14 protein-coding genes are annotated in these 18,700 nt (G+C 72.0%); 3 read left to right on the top strand and 11 right to left on the bottom strand.

The features are described 5' to 3' along the window. Positions 1-113 precede the first annotated feature (113 nt). Positions 114-689 carry a TerD family protein gene (locus tag AB0I18_RS11270; RefSeq protein WP_363105159.1) on the top strand — a complete coding sequence of 192 codons (576 nt, stop codon included), beginning with the start codon at positions 114-116 and terminating at the stop codon, positions 687-689. A gap of 386 nt (positions 690-1,075) precedes the next feature. On the opposite strand, the gene AB0I18_RS11265 is transcribed toward AB0I18_RS11270, so the two are convergent. The 10 genes from AB0I18_RS11265 to AB0I18_RS11220 form a co-directional block, all read right to left on the bottom strand. Then, positions 1,076-2,575: an alpha/beta hydrolase gene (locus tag AB0I18_RS11265; protein ID WP_363105158.1), complete on the bottom strand. Its 1,500-nt coding sequence runs from the start codon at positions 2,573-2,575 to the stop codon at positions 1,076-1,078. A 141-nt stretch (positions 2,576-2,716) separates the two neighbouring features. Beyond that, positions 2,717-3,109 (bottom strand): SCO5389 family protein, encoded by a 393-nt coding sequence (locus AB0I18_RS11260; RefSeq protein WP_363105157.1) that lies wholly within the window; start codon positions 3,107-3,109, stop codon positions 2,717-2,719. Between the two features lie 69 nt (positions 3,110-3,178). Beyond that, positions 3,179-4,144, bottom strand: coding sequence for an ATP-binding protein (locus AB0I18_RS11255; protein ID WP_363105156.1), 966 nt, complete (start codon positions 4,142-4,144; stop codon positions 3,179-3,181). 571 nt (positions 4,145-4,715) lie between these two features. Continuing rightward, entirely contained in the window at positions 4,716-5,987 is a 1,272-nt protein-coding gene (locus AB0I18_RS11250; protein WP_363105224.1) for a cation:proton antiporter, read from the bottom strand. A gap of 8 nt (positions 5,988-5,995) precedes the next feature. Further along, on the bottom strand, positions 5,996-6,481 hold the full coding sequence (locus AB0I18_RS11245) for a TrkA C-terminal domain-containing protein (protein ID WP_363105155.1): 486 nt from the start codon (positions 6,479-6,481) through the stop codon (positions 5,996-5,998). A gap of 180 nt (positions 6,482-6,661) precedes the next feature. After that, entirely contained in the window at positions 6,662-8,092 is a 1,431-nt protein-coding gene (locus AB0I18_RS11240; RefSeq protein WP_363105154.1) for an SPFH domain-containing protein, read from the bottom strand. Positions 8,093-8,239: 147 nt separating this feature from the next. Continuing rightward, the gene (locus AB0I18_RS11235; protein ID WP_363105153.1) at positions 8,240-8,755 is read right to left on the bottom strand and encodes a hypothetical protein; all 516 of its coding nucleotides are present in this window, start codon (positions 8,753-8,755) and stop codon (positions 8,240-8,242) included. 315 nt (positions 8,756-9,070) lie between these two features. Beyond that, positions 9,071-10,573 (bottom strand): serine/threonine-protein kinase, encoded by a 1,503-nt coding sequence (locus AB0I18_RS11230; protein ID WP_363105152.1) that lies wholly within the window; start codon positions 10,571-10,573, stop codon positions 9,071-9,073. Positions 10,574-11,195: 622 nt separating this feature from the next. After that, positions 11,196-12,191 (bottom strand): FkbM family methyltransferase, encoded by a 996-nt coding sequence (locus AB0I18_RS11225; protein ID WP_363105151.1) that lies wholly within the window; start codon positions 12,189-12,191, stop codon positions 11,196-11,198. Positions 12,192-12,232: 41 nt separating this feature from the next. Continuing rightward, entirely contained in the window at positions 12,233-14,155 is a 1,923-nt protein-coding gene (locus AB0I18_RS11220) for a glycoside hydrolase family 15 protein (RefSeq protein ID WP_363105150.1), read from the bottom strand. Positions 14,156-14,345: 190 nt separating this feature from the next. Between AB0I18_RS11220 and AB0I18_RS11215 the strand changes: the two genes are divergently transcribed. Further along, positions 14,346-15,302 carry a hypothetical protein gene (locus AB0I18_RS11215; protein WP_363105149.1) on the top strand — a complete coding sequence of 319 codons (957 nt, stop codon included), beginning with the start codon at positions 14,346-14,348 and terminating at the stop codon, positions 15,300-15,302. Positions 15,303-15,351: 49 nt separating this feature from the next. Here AB0I18_RS11215 and AB0I18_RS11210 read toward each other — a convergent pair whose 3' ends face one another. Then, positions 15,352-17,628 carry a BTAD domain-containing putative transcriptional regulator gene (locus AB0I18_RS11210; RefSeq protein ID WP_363105223.1) on the bottom strand — a complete coding sequence of 759 codons (2,277 nt, stop codon included), beginning with the start codon at positions 17,626-17,628 and terminating at the stop codon, positions 15,352-15,354. 186 nt (positions 17,629-17,814) lie between these two features. Between AB0I18_RS11210 and AB0I18_RS11205 the strand changes: the two genes are divergently transcribed. After that, positions 17,815-18,690 carry an alpha/beta hydrolase gene (locus tag AB0I18_RS11205; protein ID WP_363105148.1) on the top strand — a complete coding sequence of 292 codons (876 nt, stop codon included), beginning with the start codon at positions 17,815-17,817 and terminating at the stop codon, positions 18,688-18,690. Positions 18,691-18,700: the final 10 nt, after the last annotated feature.

The following is an 18,700-nucleotide window of genomic DNA, read 5'->3' as shown; positions in this document are numbered from 1 at the left end:
CCCGGACACATCCTGCTGCGCCCGAACCCTTCCACATTTTCTACAGTGTTGTAGATTTTGCGGTCCGGGTCCTGGCGCGGGTCCGGACCGCACACACCAAGAAGGAGATCAGCGTGGGAGTTTCCCTGGCCAAGGGTGGCAACGTCTCGCTCAGCAAGGAGGTACCTGGCCTGACCGCGGTTCTGGTCGGCCTCGGCTGGGACGTACGGACCACGACGGGCACCGACTACGACCTCGACGCCTCCGCGCTGCTGGTCGACGAGTCGGGCAAGGTCCTCTCCGACCAGCACTTCATCTTCTACAACAACCTGAAGAGCCCGGACGGTTCGGTCGAGCACACCGGCGACAACCTCACCGGCGAGGGCGAGGGCGACGACGAGTCCGTCAAGGTGAACCTCGCGACCGTGCCCGCCGAGGTCGCGAAGATCGTCTTCCCCGTCTCCATCCACGACGCCGAGAGCCGCGGCCAGAGCTTCGGCCAGGTCCGGGGCGCCTTCATCCGCGTCGTCAACCAGGCCGGCGGCGCCGAGATCGCCCGCTACGACCTGTCGGAAGACGCGGCCACCGAGACCGCCATGGTCTTCGGCGAGCTCTACCGCAACGGCGCCGAGTGGAAGTTCCGCGCAGTGGGCCAGGGCTACGCCTCCGGCCTGGCCGGCATCGCCTCGGACTTCGGCGTCGGAGTCTGACCCCAACGCCGACGCCGACCCCGGCCCCGCAAGGGGCGCGGGGAACGGCGCACCCAGCCGACGCCAACAGGCAGGCTACGAACCGGCGCGAGCCCCCGTATTTCAGGGGCGCGGGGCTGTGCCAACATGCGGCCCCGCCGCGTGGGCGCGCCCAGCCCCCACCGACCCGCACCCTACGAACCGGCGCGAGCCCCCGTATTTCAGGGGCGCGGGGCTGTGCCAACATGCGGCTCCGCCGCGTGAGCGCGACCGGCCCCACCCGGCCCGCAGCCTACGAACCGGCGCGACGCCCCCGTATTCAGGGGCGCGGGGAACTGCGCGACCAGCCCCCACCGGCCCGCAGCCCACGCACCACCCCAAGGCCCCCGGAGGCACCCCTGCGGCCCTCAGCCGCAGTAGGTGTCCCGGCCCGGCCGCACCCCCGTGGCCAAATAACGGGACACAGTCCCATCCCCGCACGCGTTCCCATTGGCGAGATACGCGTCGTGCCCGGTGGAGTTCACAGTCACCAGAACGGCCCGCTCACCAAGGGCCCGGCGCAGCCGAAGGGCACCGCGCAGCGGAGTCGCCACATCCCGCTCGTTCTGGACGAGCAGGATGTTCGAGGGACCGTCATCGGTGATCCGCACGGGCGCCTCCTTCGGCCGGTACGGCCAGGCGGCACAGACCATCGCGTTCCTCGGCATCCCCGCGGTCAACGGGTACTTCGCCCGGCTCTCGTCCACGCCCTTCTGGTACACGGAGGCCGACGACGGCCACTCGACGTCGTTGCAGAGCGTCCCCGCTCCGACCGCGGTGACGTTCTGCAGCACGGCCTCGTCCGGCATCGCGGGCGCGGCCGGCACGGCGCCCCGCTGCGCGGCCAGCATCAACTGGGCCAGCCCCGCGAAGCGGTCGGGGTCGTAGAGGGTGTCCAGCATGGTCTGGCGCAGCACATTCCCGTTCAGCTCCGCCGGGTTGGCACCGGGCCAGGGGATCGGCTCCCGGTCGAGCCGCGAGGCGAGCCGCAGGAACAGCGGCCGCACCTCGGCCGCCGTATCGGCCAGCCGGTACGGGTTCCCGGGCGCCGAAGCCCACTCGGCGAACTCGGGGAAGACGTCCTCGACGCCCACCTCGTGCCCGGCGAGCCAGGCCCGGGAGACGCGGGTGTGGTCGGGGTCGTCGTTGCTGTCCAGCACGAAGCGGTCGGTGCGGTGCGGGAACAACTGGCTGTAGACCGCGCCGACATACGTCCCGTACGAGACACCCCACGCGGAGACCTTCCGCTCGCCGAGCGCGGCCCTGACACGGTCGAGGTCACGGGCGTTGTTCGCGGTGCTGATGTGCCGCATCAGCTCACCGCCGTTGCGCGCACAGGCCTCGGAGAGCCGCTTCGCGTTGGCCATGTTCTCGGTGACGGACCCGTCCGGCGCGGGCCAGGGCCGCAGCTTCGACAGAGCCAGGTCACCGCGTTCGAGACCACAGCTGACCGGCGCGGAACGCCCGAACCCGCGCGGGTCGAACCCGATCAGGTCGTACGCGTCCCGCACCTCCTGCGGCAGCTTCTGCCCCTTGCCCGACGGGTTGTCGAGACTGGACCCGCCGGGCCCGCCGGGGATCAGCAGCAGCACACCGCGGCGGGCGGCCGGATTCTCGCTCGGAATGCGGGAGACGGCGATGCCGATCTTCCTGCCGCCCGGGTCGGAGTAGTCCATCGGCACCTGGACGGTCGCGCACTCCTGCCGGGGATCGAGCCCGCCCCCCTCGCACTTGGCCCAGTCGAGCGGCTTTGCGGCAGCGGCGGGCGTGGAGGCCGTCGCGGTGAGGGGGGCGGTGAGCGATGCGGTGAGGCCGAGGACTGTGGCGGAGGCGGCGAGCAGGGCGGCGTTTCGCTTGGTCTTCGTCATACGGAAGAGCCTCGCGGATCTTCTCCGAACGCCACATCATGCCAACAGGCCTATATAGCTGGGGGATTACCCCAGGAGGCCCCCTAGTGGGAATCGCCGAGGATCACTCGGAATCCGTCCCGGGACCACTCGGAATCCGTCTCAGCAGTCGCGGAACTCCGGTGACTGGTTGAGGATCTGCGAGCGCAGCGAGGTGAAGCGGGTGTACGTCTCGCCGCCGCGGGACTCCGGGCGGAAGGCCGCGACGCGGTGGCAGTTCTGGAAGGCCAGGGCGATGCCGAAGTGACGCTCCAGGCTGCCCCGGATCGCGTCGCTGGACAGGGCACGCAGCAGCTGGCCGCGCTCCTTCTCGGAGGGCGGCGGGGTCTGGTTGTCGGCGAACTCGGCGGTCCCCGAGCCCAGTTCACCGGCGAGGCGGGCGACGAGATCGTAGGCGTACGGCAGGGACGTACGGACCGTTTCGACGAAGTCCTCCTCCCGCACCTGGCCGTTCTCGGCTTCGGCGAGCAGCTGCGGGGAGACGTCGAGCGACATGAGGGGGTCCTGTCTGTTGGTTCGGGTGGGGGGGTGCGGGGGAGGTGCGGGTGCGGGGGTGAGCGCGGCTCAGACCGAGGCCGGCGCCGTCAGTGCCGCGGGGCCGTGGCGGAAGTCCGGGTCCACCTGGGTGGCGAGGTCCTGGCCCGTCGCGCGGTCGGCCCACGCGGTGGCGTTGCGCAGGTGGAACTCGACGGCGTGCCGCTGGAAGGTGTCCCAGTCCTTCGTACGGGCGTCGAGAGCGTCCTTCAGCAACCGCAGCGTGTGTAGGTTGTGCGGCTCCAACTCACCCTCGCCGCGCCCCTGTTCCCGGGCGCGGACCCAGGAGGATTGCTCGCAGTACGCCAGCAGGTCGTCGCCGACGTGCTCCTTGAGGAAGAGCAGGTCGTCCTCGCCGGTGACCTTGTTGCCGACGACCGCGATCGGGATGCCGAACTCGGCGGCGTGGTCGCGGTACTGGCGGTAGACCGAGACGCCCTTGCGGGTCGGTTCGGCGACCAGGATGGTCAGGTCGAAGCGGGTGAACAGGCCGGAGGCGAAGGCGTCGGCGCCGGCCGTCATGTCGACGACGACGTACTCGCCGGGGCCGTCCACCAGATGGTTGAGGTACAGCTCGACCGCGCCGAGCTTGGAGTGGTAGCAGGACACCCCGAGATCGCTCTCGTCGAAGGCGCCGGTCACCATCACCGGTACGCCGTCCACGAGTTGGATGTGCCGGGCGTGCACCTCGTCGTCGCCGAGCGGGCGCAGCAGGCGGGAGCCGCGGCCCGGCGGGGTGGTCTTGATCATGGCGTCGCGGGACGCGATGCGCGGGTTGGTGCCGCGCAGGAAGTCCTTGATCTCGCCCAGCCGCGAGCTGAGCGGCGGCGCGGCGAAGGGTTCCGCCTCGTCGAGTCCGAGCGCGTACGCCAGGTGCTGGTTGATGTCGCCGTCGATGGCGACTACCGGGGCGCCGGAGCGCGCCAGGTGACGGGAGAAGAGGGCGGACAGGGTGGTCTTGCCGCTGCCGCCCTTGCCGACGAATGCGACGCGCATGGTCAGGCTCCGCTGGTGAAAATGAATGTCATGTGGCTAGAGTTACTGGGGAGGTTGAGGCTCTGTCAAATCGTCACTCACCCAATTGCCTTGCGCACCAACTGAGTTAAAGGCCACGTCGCCCGGGGCCGGTCGCGCCGTTCCCCGCGCCCCTAATTGGGGTGGCTCGCGCCGGTTGTCGGGTGCGGGTCGTGGTGGGTTGCTCGCGCAGTTCCCCGCGCCCCTGACGGGGCTGGACTGGATGCCGGTTGTCGGGTGCGGGTCGTCGTGGGTTGCTCGCGCCGTTCCCCGCGCCCCTGAAAGGGGCGCGGTGGGCGTGGGTTGCTCGCGCCCCCCTCCCGGCGGGCGAGGCCACTCGGTATCGCCACTCGGCGGAGGGGGCGTGGTGGGATGTGTGGCCGCAGCGTACGACGACATCAGCGCCGGACCACCGAGCACAGCCGCGCTTTACGTCAGCGGCTGCGGACGCACATCCCGCCGCGCCCCCGCACCCCAACAAACCAGCCTCAGCCCCCACCCACCCAGGGGCGCGGGGAACTGCGCGCCCAGCCACACACAACCCGCACGATCGCTACTTCTCGGCAGGCACGTCAGGGCTCGGGACGGAGTCCCGGTCCGACGCCGACGCCGACCCAGTCGCAGTCTCAGACCCAGCCCCAGACCCAGCCCCATCGGCCGCGCCCCGGCGGAAGCCGATGAGTCGCGTCGCCACCGGCTCCGTAAAGCGGGCGGTGAGCGGCCCGACGATGACCAGGATCAAAACGTACGCGGTGGCCAGCGGCCCGAGTCTGGGCTCGATGCCGGACGTGACGGCGAGCCCGGCGATGACGATGGAGAACTCGCCCCGGGCCACCAGCGTGCCGCCCGCCCGCCAGCGACCCTTGACGGAAATGCCGGCACGTCTGGCGGCCCAGTAGCCGGTGGCGATCTTCGTACCGGCGGTGACGACCGCCAGCGCGAGCGCGGGCAGCAGCACGGGCGGAATGCTGGCCGGGTCGGTGTGCAGGCCGAAGAAGACGAAGAACACCGCCGCGAAGAGGTCGCGGAGCGGGGAGAGGAGACCGTGCGCCCCCTCGGCGACCTCGCCGGACAACGCGATGCCGACCAGGAACGCGCCCACCGCGGCCGAGACCTGCAACTGCTGGGCAAGCCCGGCCACCAGCAACGTCAGCCCCAGCACGACCAGCAGCAGCTTCTCGGGGTCGTCGCTGGAGACGAAGCGGGAGATGTGGCGGCCGTAGCGGACCGCGACGACGAGTACGAGTCCGGCGGCGCCGAGCGCCACGGCGAGGGTGACGCTGCCCGCCGCCAGGCCGCTGCCGGCCAGCAGGGCGGTGATGATCGGCAGGTAGACGGCCATGGAGAGGTCTTCGAGGACCAGGATGCTCAGGATGACCGGCGTCTCGCGGTTGCCGAGCCGGCCCAGGTCGCCGAGGACCTTGGCGATGACGCCGGAGGAGGAGATCCAGGTGACTCCGGCGAGGACCACGGCGGCCACCGGCCCCCAGCCGAGCAGCAGCGCCATCGCCGCGCCCGGCAGAGCGTTCAGCGCGGCGTCCACCAGGCCGGCCGGGTACTGCGTCTTGAGGTTGGAGACCAGGTCGGTCGCCGTGTACTCCAGGCCGAGCATGAGCAGCAGCAGCACGACACCGATCTCGGCGCCGATCGCCACGAACTCCTCGCTGGTGCCCAGCGGCAGCAGCCCGCCCTCGCCGAAGGCGAGCCCGGCCAGCAGATAGAGGGGAATGGGGGAGAACTGGAAGCGCCCGGCGAACCGGCCGAGCAGCCCCAGACCCAGGATGATCGCACCGAACTCGATCAGGAACGTCGCGGAGGAGTGCACAGCTTCCGTCACTCCCGTCCGAGTATCGTCGCCGCCGTCTCGACACCCTCGCGGGTACCGATCACGATCAGGATGTCGCCGCCGGCCAGCCGGAAGTCCGGCGTGGGGGAGGGGATGGCTTCCGCCCGGCGCAGCACCGCGACGATCGAGGCGCCGGTCTCGGTACGCATCCGGGTGTCGCCCAGCAGCCGCCCGTTCCAGTGCGAGACCGACGACAGCTCGACCCGCTCGGCGACCAGTCCCAGTTCCGTGGTGGACAGCAGGTTCGGGCTGTGGTGCGCGGGCATCAGCGCGTCGATGAGCGCCGCCGACTCTCCCGCGGAGAGCCGCACCGAGAGGGCGCAGGCGTCCGGGTCGTCCTTGCGGTACGCGCTGAGGGTCCGGGCGCCGTCCCTGTGCGCGACCACCGACAGGCGGCGCTGCTCGCGTGTCGTCAGGTCGTACCGCACACCGATGCCCGGCAACGGCGTACTGCTGAGGCGTGGAGTGCCCATGACTGTTCCCCTGTTCGGTGTCGATCTCGGCGTGAGTTCACCCTACGGGGGGCTGTGCGACGGGTTCCTCTGCGGCCCGGTGGGGGTTGATCGCGCAGTTCCCCGCGCCCCTGAAAAGCGACCCGGTGGGAACTGCGCGACCAGCCCCCACTCACCCGCAGACGAACTCCAGCCGTACCGTCAGTCCGTCACTTCGACCTTGCCGTTGATCTCGACCGTGCCGGCGGCCGGCTTGGGTGCCGGCTTGGGCGCCGTGACACTCCGGAGGAGCTCCGCGAGGTCGACTCCCGTGGTGGAATTGAGGAGTTCGACGCCCTGGGCGACGTTGTCGGCGACCGTACGCGACAGCTGGCTCGCCCCGTCCGTGGAGATCACCGTCATCTTGTCGATGGCGCTGAGCGGCTCGGACGCCTTGGCGACGACCTGCGGCAGCACCTCGACCAGCATCTGGAGCACGGCCGCGTCGCCGTACTGGGCGAACGCGTCGGCCTTCTTCCGCATCGCGTCGGCCTCGGCGGCGCCCTTCGCGCCGATCGCGGCCGCCTCCGCCTCACCCTCGATACGCACGGCGTCGGCCAGCGCGGCGCGGTGCGCCTTCTCGCCCTCACCGGTCAGCCGCGACCGCTGGGCGTCCGCCTCGGCCTCCTTGACCTGCGCGATACGCCGGGCCTCGGCCTCCTGCTCGGCCTGGTAGCGGGCGGCGTCGGCGGGCTTGCGAATCCTGGAGTCCAGCTCGCGGTCGGTCAGCGCGGCCTGCCGCTCGGCGACCTTCTCCTGCTCGCTCAGCACATCCTGCTGCCGGGCCGCCTCGGCCAGCGGACCCGCGGCCGCGGCACGCGCCGCCGCCTCGTCCGTCTCGGCCTTGATCTCCGCAGTCTTGAGGGCGAAGGTCCGCTGGGCGATCGCGATCTCCTCCTCGGCCTTCAGCCGGGCCTGCTCGGCGGCCCGCCGGGCCACCGCCTCGGCGATGTCGGCCTCCTGCTTGGCGCGGGCGGCCTCGGGCCTGCCCAGGTCCTCCAGGTACGAGCCCTCGGTGGTGATGTCCTGGATCTGGAAGGCGTCCAGGACCAGGCCCTGCCCGGACAGGCTCGCCTCGGCCTCCTCCGCCACCTGCCCGGCGAACGCGGCACGGTCCCGGATGATGTCCTCCACCGACATACGGCCCACGATGGAGCGCAGTGCGCCGGAGAGCACTTCCTGGGTGAAGCCGACGATGCCGTCCTGCTGCATCAGGAACCGCTGGGCGGCCGCGCGGATCGAGTCCTCGGTGCCGCCGACCTTGACGATGGCGACGCCTTCGAGGTGCGCCTTCACCCCGCGCAGCGTGACCGCGCCGCGCACCGCGATGGGGATGTGCCGGCTGGACAGGTCGAGGGTGAACTTCTGCTGCACGAACGGCACGACGAATACTCCGCCGCCGACCACGACCTTCTGGCCGCTGTTGTCGGTGAACACCCGCCCGGTGTCCGGGTCGGTGGACTTCTTGCCGCGCCGCCCGGTGACGATGAACGCCTGGCTGGGCCCGGCCACCTTGTAGCGGGTGACCACGACGAGTGCGAGCAGTACGAGGAGTGCGACGGCTCCCACGACGGCGACGAGAACTGGACTCATGGAGAATTCCCCCTGTTGACGAATGAGCTGATGAGCTGTGGTGCCGCTGGCCCAATGAGCTGTGGTGCCGCGTCCGAGGTATGAGGTGTGAGGTGTGAGGTGTGGTGACGCGTATGAACTCGGCGGCCGGTTCGGTGCCGGCCGGGTTCAGCGCTGGATCGGGCGGACCGCCACCGACGTCGGTGACAGGGACTCCTCGACCCAGATCTCGGCGCCCCGGGCCACCGGCTGGGGGCTCTTGGCCGCCAGCTTCAACGGCTGGCCCGCGAGATACACGAGGACCTCGCCGTAACCGTCCGCCGGGATCGGAGTGACCACCGAGCCCGCACTGCCCACGAGGTCGGTGCCGCGCGGGGTGGCGGCGGGCTCGTCCCGCATCAGGGCACGGCTGAACCGCCAGGTCAGCCAACCCGCCGCGGCACCCGCTCCGACGCCCACCGCGGTGGCGGGCCCGGCGCCGAGTCCGGTCGTGCCGAGGACGATCGCGCCGCCGAAGCCGAGCATCGAGACGAACCCGGCGACGACCGGCAGCGAGAGCAGCCCGTCGAAGAGTCCGTCCAGCACACCAGCCCCGCCGAAGAGCCCTTCGAGGATCCCGTCGAAGACCAGTGCCAGGACCAGTACGACGAGTCCCGCGATGCCGAGACCAAGAAAAAGGTTCACCCGGCCCACCTCCCCCGTCCGCACCGGTCACCTCGATCGACGGACATTCTGTCAGGCGTGGACGCCTGCGCACATTGCCGTATCCCGGCAATCTTTACGCGCCCTTGATGCCGGGCGCGTACGGAGCGCCGGGCGCCGGACCCGGGTCAGGATGGGCGGGCAGAAACGGGGGGCGAACGGGGGACGGATACGGCCCCGGTGCCGGAGCATCCACGGGGGAGGCCGGCGCCGGGGCCGTATCCATGCGTCATGGGGCAGGTGTCAGGGGGCAGAGGTCAAGGAGCAGGGGGCATACGCGTCGAGGTACGCGTTTCCTCAGTCCTCCCCGTCCTCCTCGCCGCCCTCTTCGCCGTCCTCGTTCCCGTTCGGGAGCCCGGCCGGGGGGTCCGCGACGGGAGCGGAAGGGGATACCGACGGCGTCGTATCGACGGTGGGTGTCGGCGTCGGGGTGGGCGTGGGGGTAGGGGTGGGAGCGAGGTCCTGGGGCTGGTTCGCCGTTCCCTGCTCGGGTGCCTCGTCGGTCGCCGTCGTCGCGGTGGGCGAGGTGCTGGACGGTGTGTCCTGCTGCCCGGTCTCCGCCGCGCTGTTGTCCGGCGAGAACAGCGTCATGCCGGCGAACACCGCCGCCACGAAGAGCAGCGCACCGGCGACGAGAGCGACGACCCGTGGGCGCCGGGTGACCAGTGCTCGTACGCCGCCACCGGCCTGGGGCCGGCGCGAGCGGGTGGAGCGGGTGGAACGGGTGGAGTGGCCGGAGTGGCCGGAATGGCTGGAATGGCTGGAGCGGGTGGCCCGAGTGGCGGGTGCGGAGTGGTTGGCGTGGGAGGAGTGGGAAGAGCGGGTGGTCTGGGTGGGGGTTGCCGGCAGTCGGTACGTCGTCGGGGGGCCGGGGTCGTCGGAACCGGGTCTTCCTGTGTACGTGAGCCCGGTGGCTCCGGGAGTTCTGGAGGCTCCGGCAGTTCTGGGGGACCCGGCAGCGGGTGAAGCCATGGGCAGCGGCTCCGGGCGGCCCTGCCACGCCCCCGACGCGAACCAGTCGGCGACCTCGTGGGCCGTGGGGCGGTCCTCGGGCTGCTTGGCGAGGAGGCCGAGGAGGTAGTTCTCGAAGGCGGGCGGCACCTGGACGCCTCGCTCCCGTGGCGGTACGGGAGCCATGTCGATGTGCTGGTGGAGGGTGACCGTGGCGCTCTCGGCCTGGAACGGCGGTCTTCCGGTGAGGAGTTGGTACAGCACACAGCCCAGCGAGTACACGTCGGACGCGGCCGACGCCGGGCGGCCCAGGGCGCGTTCGGGGGCGAGGTAGAGGCTGGTGCCGACGATCTGACCGGCCGTGGTGAGCGCGGAGGACGGGTCGTCGACGAAGCGGGCGATGCCGAAGTCGCCGATCTTTACGGTGCCTTGGGCGTCGGCGAGGAGGTTGCCGGGCTTGATGTCCCGGTGCACGATCCCCTCCCGGTGTGCGGCGGCCAGGCCGGCCGCGGCCTGCATGGCGATCGTCGCCACGCGGTCGGGGGTGAGGGTGCCGGCCGCGGTCAGCTCCTGTGCGAGGCTGCGGCCCTCGACGAGTTCCATGACCAGGTAGAAACGGTCGTTCCAGGCACCGAAGTCGAAGACCGCCACTACGTAGGGGTGGCTCAGGCGGGCCGCCGTCTGCGCCTCCAGCCGGAAACGCGCGGCCGCCGCGCTGTCGGCCTCGTCCCCCAGCAGCAACTTGACGGCCACGGAACGGCCGAGCACCTCGTCGGTGGCCTGCCACACCTCGCCCATCCCACCGCGGCCAATGGACGCGCCCAACCGATAACGCTCCGCGACGAGCACCAGCGAATCATCCTCAACACAGCAGTGGGCCAACACGACGGCCGCGACCGGCACTTCGGCCTGCCGGCCAAGGGGCGGGGTGGGGGTTCGCGGTGGCCACAGCCTACCGACCCGTGAGGGTGCCTCTGCCTCCGGCGGTTGGGCGGTTGTTTGTCTGCGGGTTCGGTGGGGGCTGGTCGCGCAGTTCCCCGCGCCCCTGGGGAGGTAGGTGGTGGGGCCGGTGCCGCGACGGGATATCCGATCGCCGCTCTGGGATATCCAGCCTCAGGCACGTTGCCGCGGCGATCGGACACCCCGACACGACCCCTCACGCCGGAGGCCGACAGCGGGCGAGTGGGGCCTGAGGTTCAGACCCCGCCCGGCGCTGGCGGGCCTGTTTTTTAGGGGCGCGGGGAACTGCGCACCCAGCCCCCACCGGGCCCGCAGTGATCACACCGTCCCAAGCCACCCCTGTCTTTCGTCTTTTAGGGGCGCGGGGAACTGCGCGACAAGCCCCCACCCGTCCGCAGTCCACACACCGCCCCAAGACCCCCCGTCTTTCGTCTTTCAGGGGCGCGGGGAACTGCGCGACCAGCCACAGCCGGCCCGCACCAGAACAACGGGCCAACCGCCGAAGGCGTCTCTACGAACCGGCCTCGGACCCGCGCATCATCACGCAGTCGAACTCCACGACCCGCCCAGAAGGCTCCTCCCGAGTCACGGGATACATCCCCGTGATCCCGAACCCTGCCTCCTCGTACGCGGCGATCGCCTCCCCCATCGCCGGACTCCCCTCGTACAACCGCAACGCGGCAACCTCGGACTGCATACCCACAAAGTCGGCGATCCGCTTGCCCGCCCCGGCGAACACCTCCATGTCGAACCCCTGGGTGTCCATCTTGAGATAGGGCCGGGGATCGGCGACCCCCTCAAGCACCTTCTCCATCACCCCGTCGAGCCGCCGGACCTCGATCTCCTCCGTACGCCCCTTCACGAACCGCTTGTAGCGTCCCTTGCCGTACTCACTCGGCGGGAGCAGCGAGTTCATGGACTTCCAGTCGACGTGGATGGACTGGACGGCGTCCTCACGCCCGAGCGCGAAGTTGTACACCTGCCAGTCGGGGTCCTTCTCCGCGGACCGCCGGAGTTTCGCGAAGGTATCGGCAACAGGTTCGAAGGAGACGATGCGACCGGTGTAGCCGAACCGCCGCAGTCCCTTGCCGTACTGCCCGGTGTTGGCCCCCACGTCGAAGACGCAGTTCACGCGGTAACGCTCCAGCAGCGCGGCGACATGCTGGGCGCAGAGATAGTGGGCGGCGGCCAGCTGGAACTCGCGTTCCTCGTCCGCCGTCACCTCCTTGTCGAGGAGGAGCCGCGCCCCGGTGTCGCCGAACGGCACGCTCGTCACCGCGCGCCCCGGCCCTGCCGAGGGACCCCGCGCGACGACCCACGTGTCCGCCGCCAGGGGAGTGACCGCGTACCGGCCGCTCCCGTGGGACACGAGATCGGCACTCCGCCCCAGGGGAACGCTGGTCCGGTCACCCCGGCGGTAGACCACCGCCGCACCGGGCCCGAGATCGTGCACCTTCACCCCGATACGGGGCAGTGCTTTGAGCAGTCTTCTGTAAAAGGTCTGCATCCCGCCAGCCTCGCAGACGACACCTCATGTCCACCGGCACTTTACGGAACAAATTTTCGCGCATGATGAAGGGCATGGCGGTCGAGCTCGTACGCCACGTGGATCAGGGGCACATGGGTGAACGCCTGCGGGAAGTTCCCCAGTTGACGGCGGGCCCGCGGGTCGTACTCCTCGGCCAGCAGACCGACGTCGTTGCGCAGGAGCAGCAGCCGCTCGAAGATCTCCCGCGCCTCCCCTTCGCGGCCGGTCAGCCGCAGGGCGTCCGCAAGCCAGAAGGAGCAGGCCAGGAAGGCCCCCTCGCTCCCCGGGAGACCGTCGGGAGATGTCCCGGAAGGTGCGGCGGAGGGGGTGGAGCTCTTGGGAGAGGTGGAAGGGGTGGAGGTCCTGGAAGGGGCCGATGCGTCGGCTGGTCGGCCTGCCGTCGAGTAGCGGCGGACCAGGCCGTCCGAGACCAGTTCCCGTTCTACGGCAGCCACCGTGCCGAGCACCCTCGGGTCGTCCGGCGGCAGGAAGCCGGTTCCCGGGATGAGGAGGAGCGCGGCGTCGAGGGCGCGGGAGCCGTAGGACTGGGTGAAGGTGGAGCGGACCGGGTCGAAGCCCTTCTCGCAGACCTCCTGGTGGATACGGTCCCGGATCTCGCGCCAGTGGGCGACGGGTCCTGGCCGCCCGTGGTCCTCGGCCATGCGTACCGCCCGGTCGAAGGCCACCCAGCACATCACCTTGGAGTGGACGTGGTGGCGCGGGGCGCCGCGCGTCTCCCACAGCCCCTGGTCGGGCCGGGACCAGGTCTTCTCCAGGTGGTCGAGCACGGACCGCTGGAGCGCGAGAAGATGGCGCTCGGGCCGCAGGCCGGCCCGCAGGGTCAGCAGGAGGGTGTCCATCAACTCACCGGGTACGTCGAGCTGTTGCTGGGCGGCGGCTCCGTTGCCGATGCGTACCGGGCGCGAACTCTCGTACCCGCCCAGCCAGTCGGCCGTCCACTCGGTCAACCGGCGCTCGCCGCCGATGCCGTACATGATCTGGATGTCCTGCGGCCGTCCCGCGACGGCCCGTTCCAGCCAGCCCCGCCACTTGTCCGCCTCGGCGGTGAAACCGCTGCGCAGCAGGGCCTCCAGGGTCATTCCGGCGTCGCGCAACCAGCAGTAGCGGTAGTCCCAGTTGCGTACGCCGCCGATCTGTTCGGGGAGGGAGGTGGTGGGAGCGGCGACGATGCCGCCGGTCGGCTCGTACGTGAGAGCTTTCAGCGTGATCAGGGAACGTACGACCGCGTCCCGGTAGTGGCCCTCGTACGAGAAGGGGCGCAGCCACTCCTTCCAGTATTCCTCGGTGCGGCGCAGCGCGTCGAAGGGGTCCACCGGGTCGGGGGCGGGCAGGTGGGAGGGCTGCCAGGTGAGGACGAAGGGGATCTGTTCGCCCGCGGTGACGGTGAAGTCGGCGGTGTGGGCCTCGCCGTGTCCGGTCGGCCGGACCGGGGTGGACAGCCACACCGACTCCGGGCCCGCGATCCCCGTCAACTGCCCGTCCACCCGGTGCATCCAGGGCACCACACTCCCGTACCCGAAGCGCAGCCGCAGGTCCATCCGCAGGTCGACGGTGCCTGACAGGCCCTCCACGATGCGTACGACGCAGGGGGCGCCGTCGCGGCGCGGCATGAAGTCGATGACCGTGGCCCGGCCGGTGGGGGTCTCCCACTCGGTCTCCAGGACGAGGGAGTCACCTCGGTAGCGACGACGGCTCGTGTGGTTCGTCCCGTTCTCCTCGGCTGCCTTGGGTGCCTCGGCTGCCTCGGCTTCCTTGGGGGCGATGCGCCAGCGGCCGTTGTTCTCGTCGCCCAGGAGTGCGGCGAAGCAGGCGGGTGAGTCGAAGCGCGGCAGACACAGCCAGTCCAGGCTGCCGTCCCGGCCGACGAGGGCGGCGGTCAGCAGGTCCCCGATCAGGGCGTAGTCCTCGATCTTTCCCGGCATGGGGTCAGTGTCCGCGCGGGGGCGGGCGGGGGCATCTCGAAAGAGGCGGACGGTGGGAGTGGGGCGGGGGCGGGGCTCACCCGGTCGGCCCGGTGCGCTGGTGGGAGGGACTGAGCGGTGGTGCCGTGGGGGTGGAGTGGTGGCGTGGGAGGTGGTCCCGCGTGCCAAGGATCTTCAGGAGGCATTCGCGATGACCCGTCCGTCCCGTCGTACCGCCCGTGTCCTCGCCTCGGCCCTGGCGGCGGCCGCGCTGCTGACGACGGCCGCGTGCTCGTCCGGCGGCGGGACCGGGAAAGGGGACGGGAACGGGAACGGGAACAGTGACGCCGTCGGGGCGGGTGACGCGGCGGCCTCCGCGTCACCCCTGGCCAGGAAGGCGCGGGCCGCCTCCGCCTCTCCGTCGGTGACCGTCGCCCGGACTCTCACCGAGACGCAGGCGAAGACAGCCCTCATCACCCGCGAGGACCTGGGCGAGGAGTGGGTCGGCACGCAGGGCGCGGCGACCTGGCGGGACGCGCTCCTCAAGGGGAAGACGGACGTGGCCGACTGCCGGCGGCTGCTCGACGGCCTGTACACCGAGGAGCTGCTCGGCGAGCCCGCCGGGGCGCGGGCGGTCGTGGGCTTCGACGACGCGGCGGCCGGGGCGCAGTTGCGCCACCAGGTCGCCGCGTACGACCGGGCGGCGCTGGACCGGTCGCTGGCCTGGCTGAAGACCTTGCCGTCGACGTGTGCGGAGTTCACGGCCACGAACGCCGGGGGTGAGCAGCTGACGGTCCAGGTCGCCGACCTGCCGCTGCCCGATGCGGGCGCGGCCCGCGAGGGGCTGCGCGTGACGGTGACCGGCGGTACCGTCACCGACCGGGCCCTGACCGGCGAACCCGACGGTGTGCCCGCCACCCTCACCCTGGACTTCGCCGCCGTACGGGTCGGCGACAACGCCCTCTCCCTCACCAACGGCGGCCTCACCGGCGCCGACGACGACTACACCCGACAGGCCGCACAGTTCGGCACGGAGCGCCTCCGGGAGGTCCCGGAGGCCCCGAAGGCCCGGGAGGCCCCGAAGGCCCGGGAGGCCCGGGAGGCCCGGGGAGAGGGCAACCGCGCCGCCAAGTCCCCCGCCGCGCGGTCCTCGGCCAAGCAGGACTGATCTCTCGTCCCTTGTCTCTCGCCTCCCTCCTTATCTCTCGTCCCTCGGTTCAGTGCGGTTTCCGGGTGTCGGTGAGGTACCGCTCGACCGGGCCGAGGGTGAGCAGGCCGCTGCCCGCGCCCGCGAGTTCGGCGGCGGCCGGGCGCAGGCGGGTGCGGGCGCGTTCCAGGACGGTCCGGTCGCCGAGGCGGAGGGCGGCTTCGGCCTCCAGGGCGCAACAGGCCTCGTACAGCAGGTCCTTCGGGGGTTCCGGGAGCGCGCGCAGAGCCGTCCGCGCCTCGGCCGGGCGGCCCGCCCCGATCAGGGCGAACGGCTCGGCCCAGGGGCGGTAGGGACCCCAGTCGGCCCGCGGGTCGGGGTGCGGGTCGGGGTCCTTCGTCAGCCCCTGCGTCAGGCGCAGGCAGAGCAGGGCGAGGGGGAGGAGGCCGCGTTCCAGGCCTGGCATGCCCGCGCCGTCGAGGCGGGCGGCGGCGGACCGGTAGGCGGTTTCGGCGCGGGCCGGCTGTCCGGACGCGGCGAGCCGGAGGGCGCCGTACCAGTCGGTGAAGACGCCGACCAACGGCAGTTCGTGGCGTTCGGCGAGGCGGTCCGCGGCGGCCGCGTGCGTGTCCGCGGCCGGGAAGTCCGCGAGTGCGCTGCGTGCCTGGATGCGGATGAGGTGGCCGAGGACCTCGTAGGTCACCAGGCCGTGGCGGGCCGACAGTTCGACGAGTTCGGCGCCGATCGCGTCCCGGCGCGGGGCGAGGCCGGCTCGGCCGAACGACTGCATGAACGTCCCGTTGAGGGTGAACGCGAGCAGCGCCGGGTCGTCGAGGCGACGGGCGATCTCCTCGGCCTGGCGTGCGGCTTCGGGCCCGCGCGGCCCGCCGGTGCCGCGTGACTCCAGGGCGACGGTGGCGAGCAGCCGGCAGCGGGCCGCCTCGTGCGTACCGGACGGCAGGGCGGCGAGGGTGCGCTCGGCGGCGGCCACGATCCGCTCCGCCAGCACCGGGTCGTCGGAGCGCGTCCAGATCGCCGGGACGTCGTACGCGCCGATCACCCGGGCGGTCAGCTCCGGGTCCCCGAACTCCTCGGCCGCGACGACCGCCGCCATACGGTGCTGCCGCGCCGCCGCCAGTCCACCGCCCCCGGTGACCGCGAGACTCCGGACCAGCCCGACGGCCGACTCCAGCCGCGCCCGGGCCCCCACGCCGACGGTCCGGTCGTACGCATCGGCGGCCCGACTCCACAACTCGTCGACGGCGAGGGCGGGTTGGGTCAAACCCTGGCCGGCCGGAGCACCCGCGTCGACACCGGTGCCGTCGCGTGCCCCCGCCGGACGCGCCCCCAACCGGGCTGCCGGGGACGGCAGTTCCGCCGGAGAACGAGAACCCGAAGCCGCCGGATCAGCCGAACAGCCCGGGTCCTGGCCGGCCGGAACACCCGCGGCGGCATCGACACGGCCGTACGGACCCGCCCGGCACGCCCTCAACTGGGCTGCCGGGGGCGGCAGTTCGGGCGACGCCCCGGGAGCCGTCCGTGGAACCGGTGGGAGGTCCAGGGTCGGGGACTGGGTGAGGATGTCCGTCTCCAGGTGGCGCAAGCGGGGGCCGGGGTCGACGCCCAGTCGGTCCACCAGGGTCGCGCGGGCCCGGCGCAGTACGCCGAGGGCGTCTCCCTGGCGGTCCTGGCGGTAGAGGGCCAGGGCCAGCAGGCGCCAGGCGTCCTCCCGCCAGGGGTGGTCGGTGAGGTGGGCGTCGAGGTCGGGGACCGCCTCGGCGGGGCGGCCTAGGGCGAGTTGGGCCCCGGCCCGCCGTTCCACCGCCTGGAGGCGCAGTTCGGCGAGGCGGGCTCGTTCACCCCGGGCCCAGTCCTCCTGCGCGAACTCGGCGTAGGCCGGGCCCCGCCACCAGCCCAGCGCCTCCTCCAGCACCGGCAGCGCGTCCTCGGCCGGCAGCTTCGCCGCGGCGCCGAGGGCCGACTCGAAACGCCAGGCGTCCACGGCGTCCGGCGCGGCGCGCAGCGCGTATCCGGGGCCATCGGTGACCAGCAGCCGGGCCGGCGCCCGCGGCGGCCGCTCCGGTTCGAGCACGCGACGCAGCGCGCCGACGAACGTCTGGACGGCACCCACCGCCCCGGCCGGCGGGTCCTCCCACAGATCCTCGACCAGCCGGCCGACCGGCACGACCCGGCGGCGGGCCACGATCAGCCGAGCCAGCACGGCCCGGTGCCGCGGCCCCTTCAGGGCGAGTGCGTACCCGCCGTCCCCGTCCCCGTCCCCGTCCCCGTCCCCGTCCCCGGTGACGGCGACCGTCGGCCCGAGCACTCCGAACCCGACCCGTTCCATCCCGAACGCCGACCTCTCCACGTCCCCCTCCGGCCACGCTACTGCCCCGCCCCGCGCTGATCCCCCGCTGATTCAAGCCCGGCAGGCTCAAAGCACCCGTCCACCCCGGGCCCCGCAAGGGGCGCGGGGAAGTGCGCGACAAGCCCCCACCGGCCCGCGGTCTACGAACAACCCGAAAGGCCCCCCATGACACCCACCATCCCCGGCTTCACCCAGCAGCACGTCCCCACAAACGGCATCACCCTGAACGCCGCCGTCGGCGGCTCCGGCCCCCCGCTCGTCCTCCTGCACGGCTTCCCGCAGACCCACCTGATGTGGCGCCACGTCGCCCCCGCCCTCGCGGCCGAGCACACCGTCATCTGCCCCGACCTGCGCGGTTACGGAGCCAGCGACAAGCCCGCCGACACCGACGGGACGACGTACTCGAAGCGCACGATGGCCGCCGACATCGTCGCCCTGGTCAGGGAACTCGGCCACGAGCGGTTCGCGGTCGCGGGGCACGACCGGGGCGCGCTGGTCGCGATCCGGGCGGGCCTCGACCACCCGGACAAGGTCACCCACCTCGCCTCGCTGGACGTCCTGCCGACCCTGGACATGTGGGACGTGATGCGCGGAACGTCGGCCGCGGTCGGCTTCCACCTCTACCTGATGGCCCAGCCGCCCGGCCTGCCGGAACGGATGATCGAGGCGAGCGCGGACGCGTTCTTCGGCCACTTCCTCGACATCTGGACGCGCGACCCGGCGGCCGTACCGCCCGAGATCCGCGCCGCCTACCTCGCGGCGTCCCGCGCGGCCGTCCCGTCCATCGTGGCCGACTACCGGGCCTCCGCCGGCATCGACCTCGCGCACGACCGGGCCGACCGCGAGGCCGGCCGCCGGCTGCGGATGCCGGTGACCGTCCTCCAGCAGGACTGGGGCGCCGCCCTCGGTTTCGACGCCGCCGCGCTGTGGTCCGCGTGGGCACCCGACCTGCGGCACATCACCGTCTCCTGCGGCCACTTCATGGCGGAGGAGGCTCCCGACGAGGTCGTCAAGGCCGTACGGGATCTACTGACCCGGTGACCCGGTGCTG

Source organism: Streptomyces sp. NPDC050704, assembly GCF_040654355.1.
Lineage (GTDB): Bacteria > Actinomycetota > Actinomycetes > Streptomycetales > Streptomycetaceae > Streptomyces.
Note: the sequence above shows the minus strand (reverse complement) of the source record. Positions and strands in the feature narration are given on the sequence as shown.

What these genes read in the sequence shown, in the direction of transcription:
- AB0I18_RS11210 (WP_363105223.1), bottom strand. Translation starts at nt 17,628, where the DNA reads ATGGAACGGGTCGGGTTCGGAGTGCTCGGGCCGACGGTCGCCGTCACC.
- AB0I18_RS11240 (WP_363105154.1), bottom strand. Translation starts at nt 8,092, where the DNA reads ATGAGTCCAGTTCTCGTCGCCGTCGTGGGAGCCGTCGCACTCCTCGTA.
- AB0I18_RS11255 (WP_363105156.1), bottom strand. Translation starts at nt 4,144, where the DNA reads ATGCGCGTCGCATTCGTCGGCAAGGGCGGCAGCGGCAAGACCACCCTG.
- AB0I18_RS11215 (WP_363105149.1), top strand. Translation starts at nt 14,346, where the DNA reads ATGACCCGTCCGTCCCGTCGTACCGCCCGTGTCCTCGCCTCGGCCCTG.
- AB0I18_RS11245 (WP_363105155.1), bottom strand. Translation starts at nt 6,481, where the DNA reads ATGGGCACTCCACGCCTCAGCAGTACGCCGTTGCCGGGCATCGGTGTG.
- AB0I18_RS11260 (WP_363105157.1), bottom strand. Translation starts at nt 3,109, where the DNA reads ATGTCGCTCGACGTCTCCCCGCAGCTGCTCGCCGAAGCCGAGAACGGC.
- AB0I18_RS11265 (WP_363105158.1), bottom strand. Translation starts at nt 2,575, where the DNA reads ATGACGAAGACCAAGCGAAACGCCGCCCTGCTCGCCGCCTCCGCCACA.
- AB0I18_RS11220 (WP_363105150.1), bottom strand. Translation starts at nt 14,155, where the DNA reads ATGCCGGGAAAGATCGAGGACTACGCCCTGATCGGGGACCTGCTGACC.
- AB0I18_RS11205 (WP_363105148.1), top strand. Translation starts at nt 17,815, where the DNA reads ATGACACCCACCATCCCCGGCTTCACCCAGCAGCACGTCCCCACAAAC.
- AB0I18_RS11225 (WP_363105151.1), bottom strand. Translation starts at nt 12,191, where the DNA reads ATGCAGACCTTTTACAGAAGACTGCTCAAAGCACTGCCCCGTATCGGG.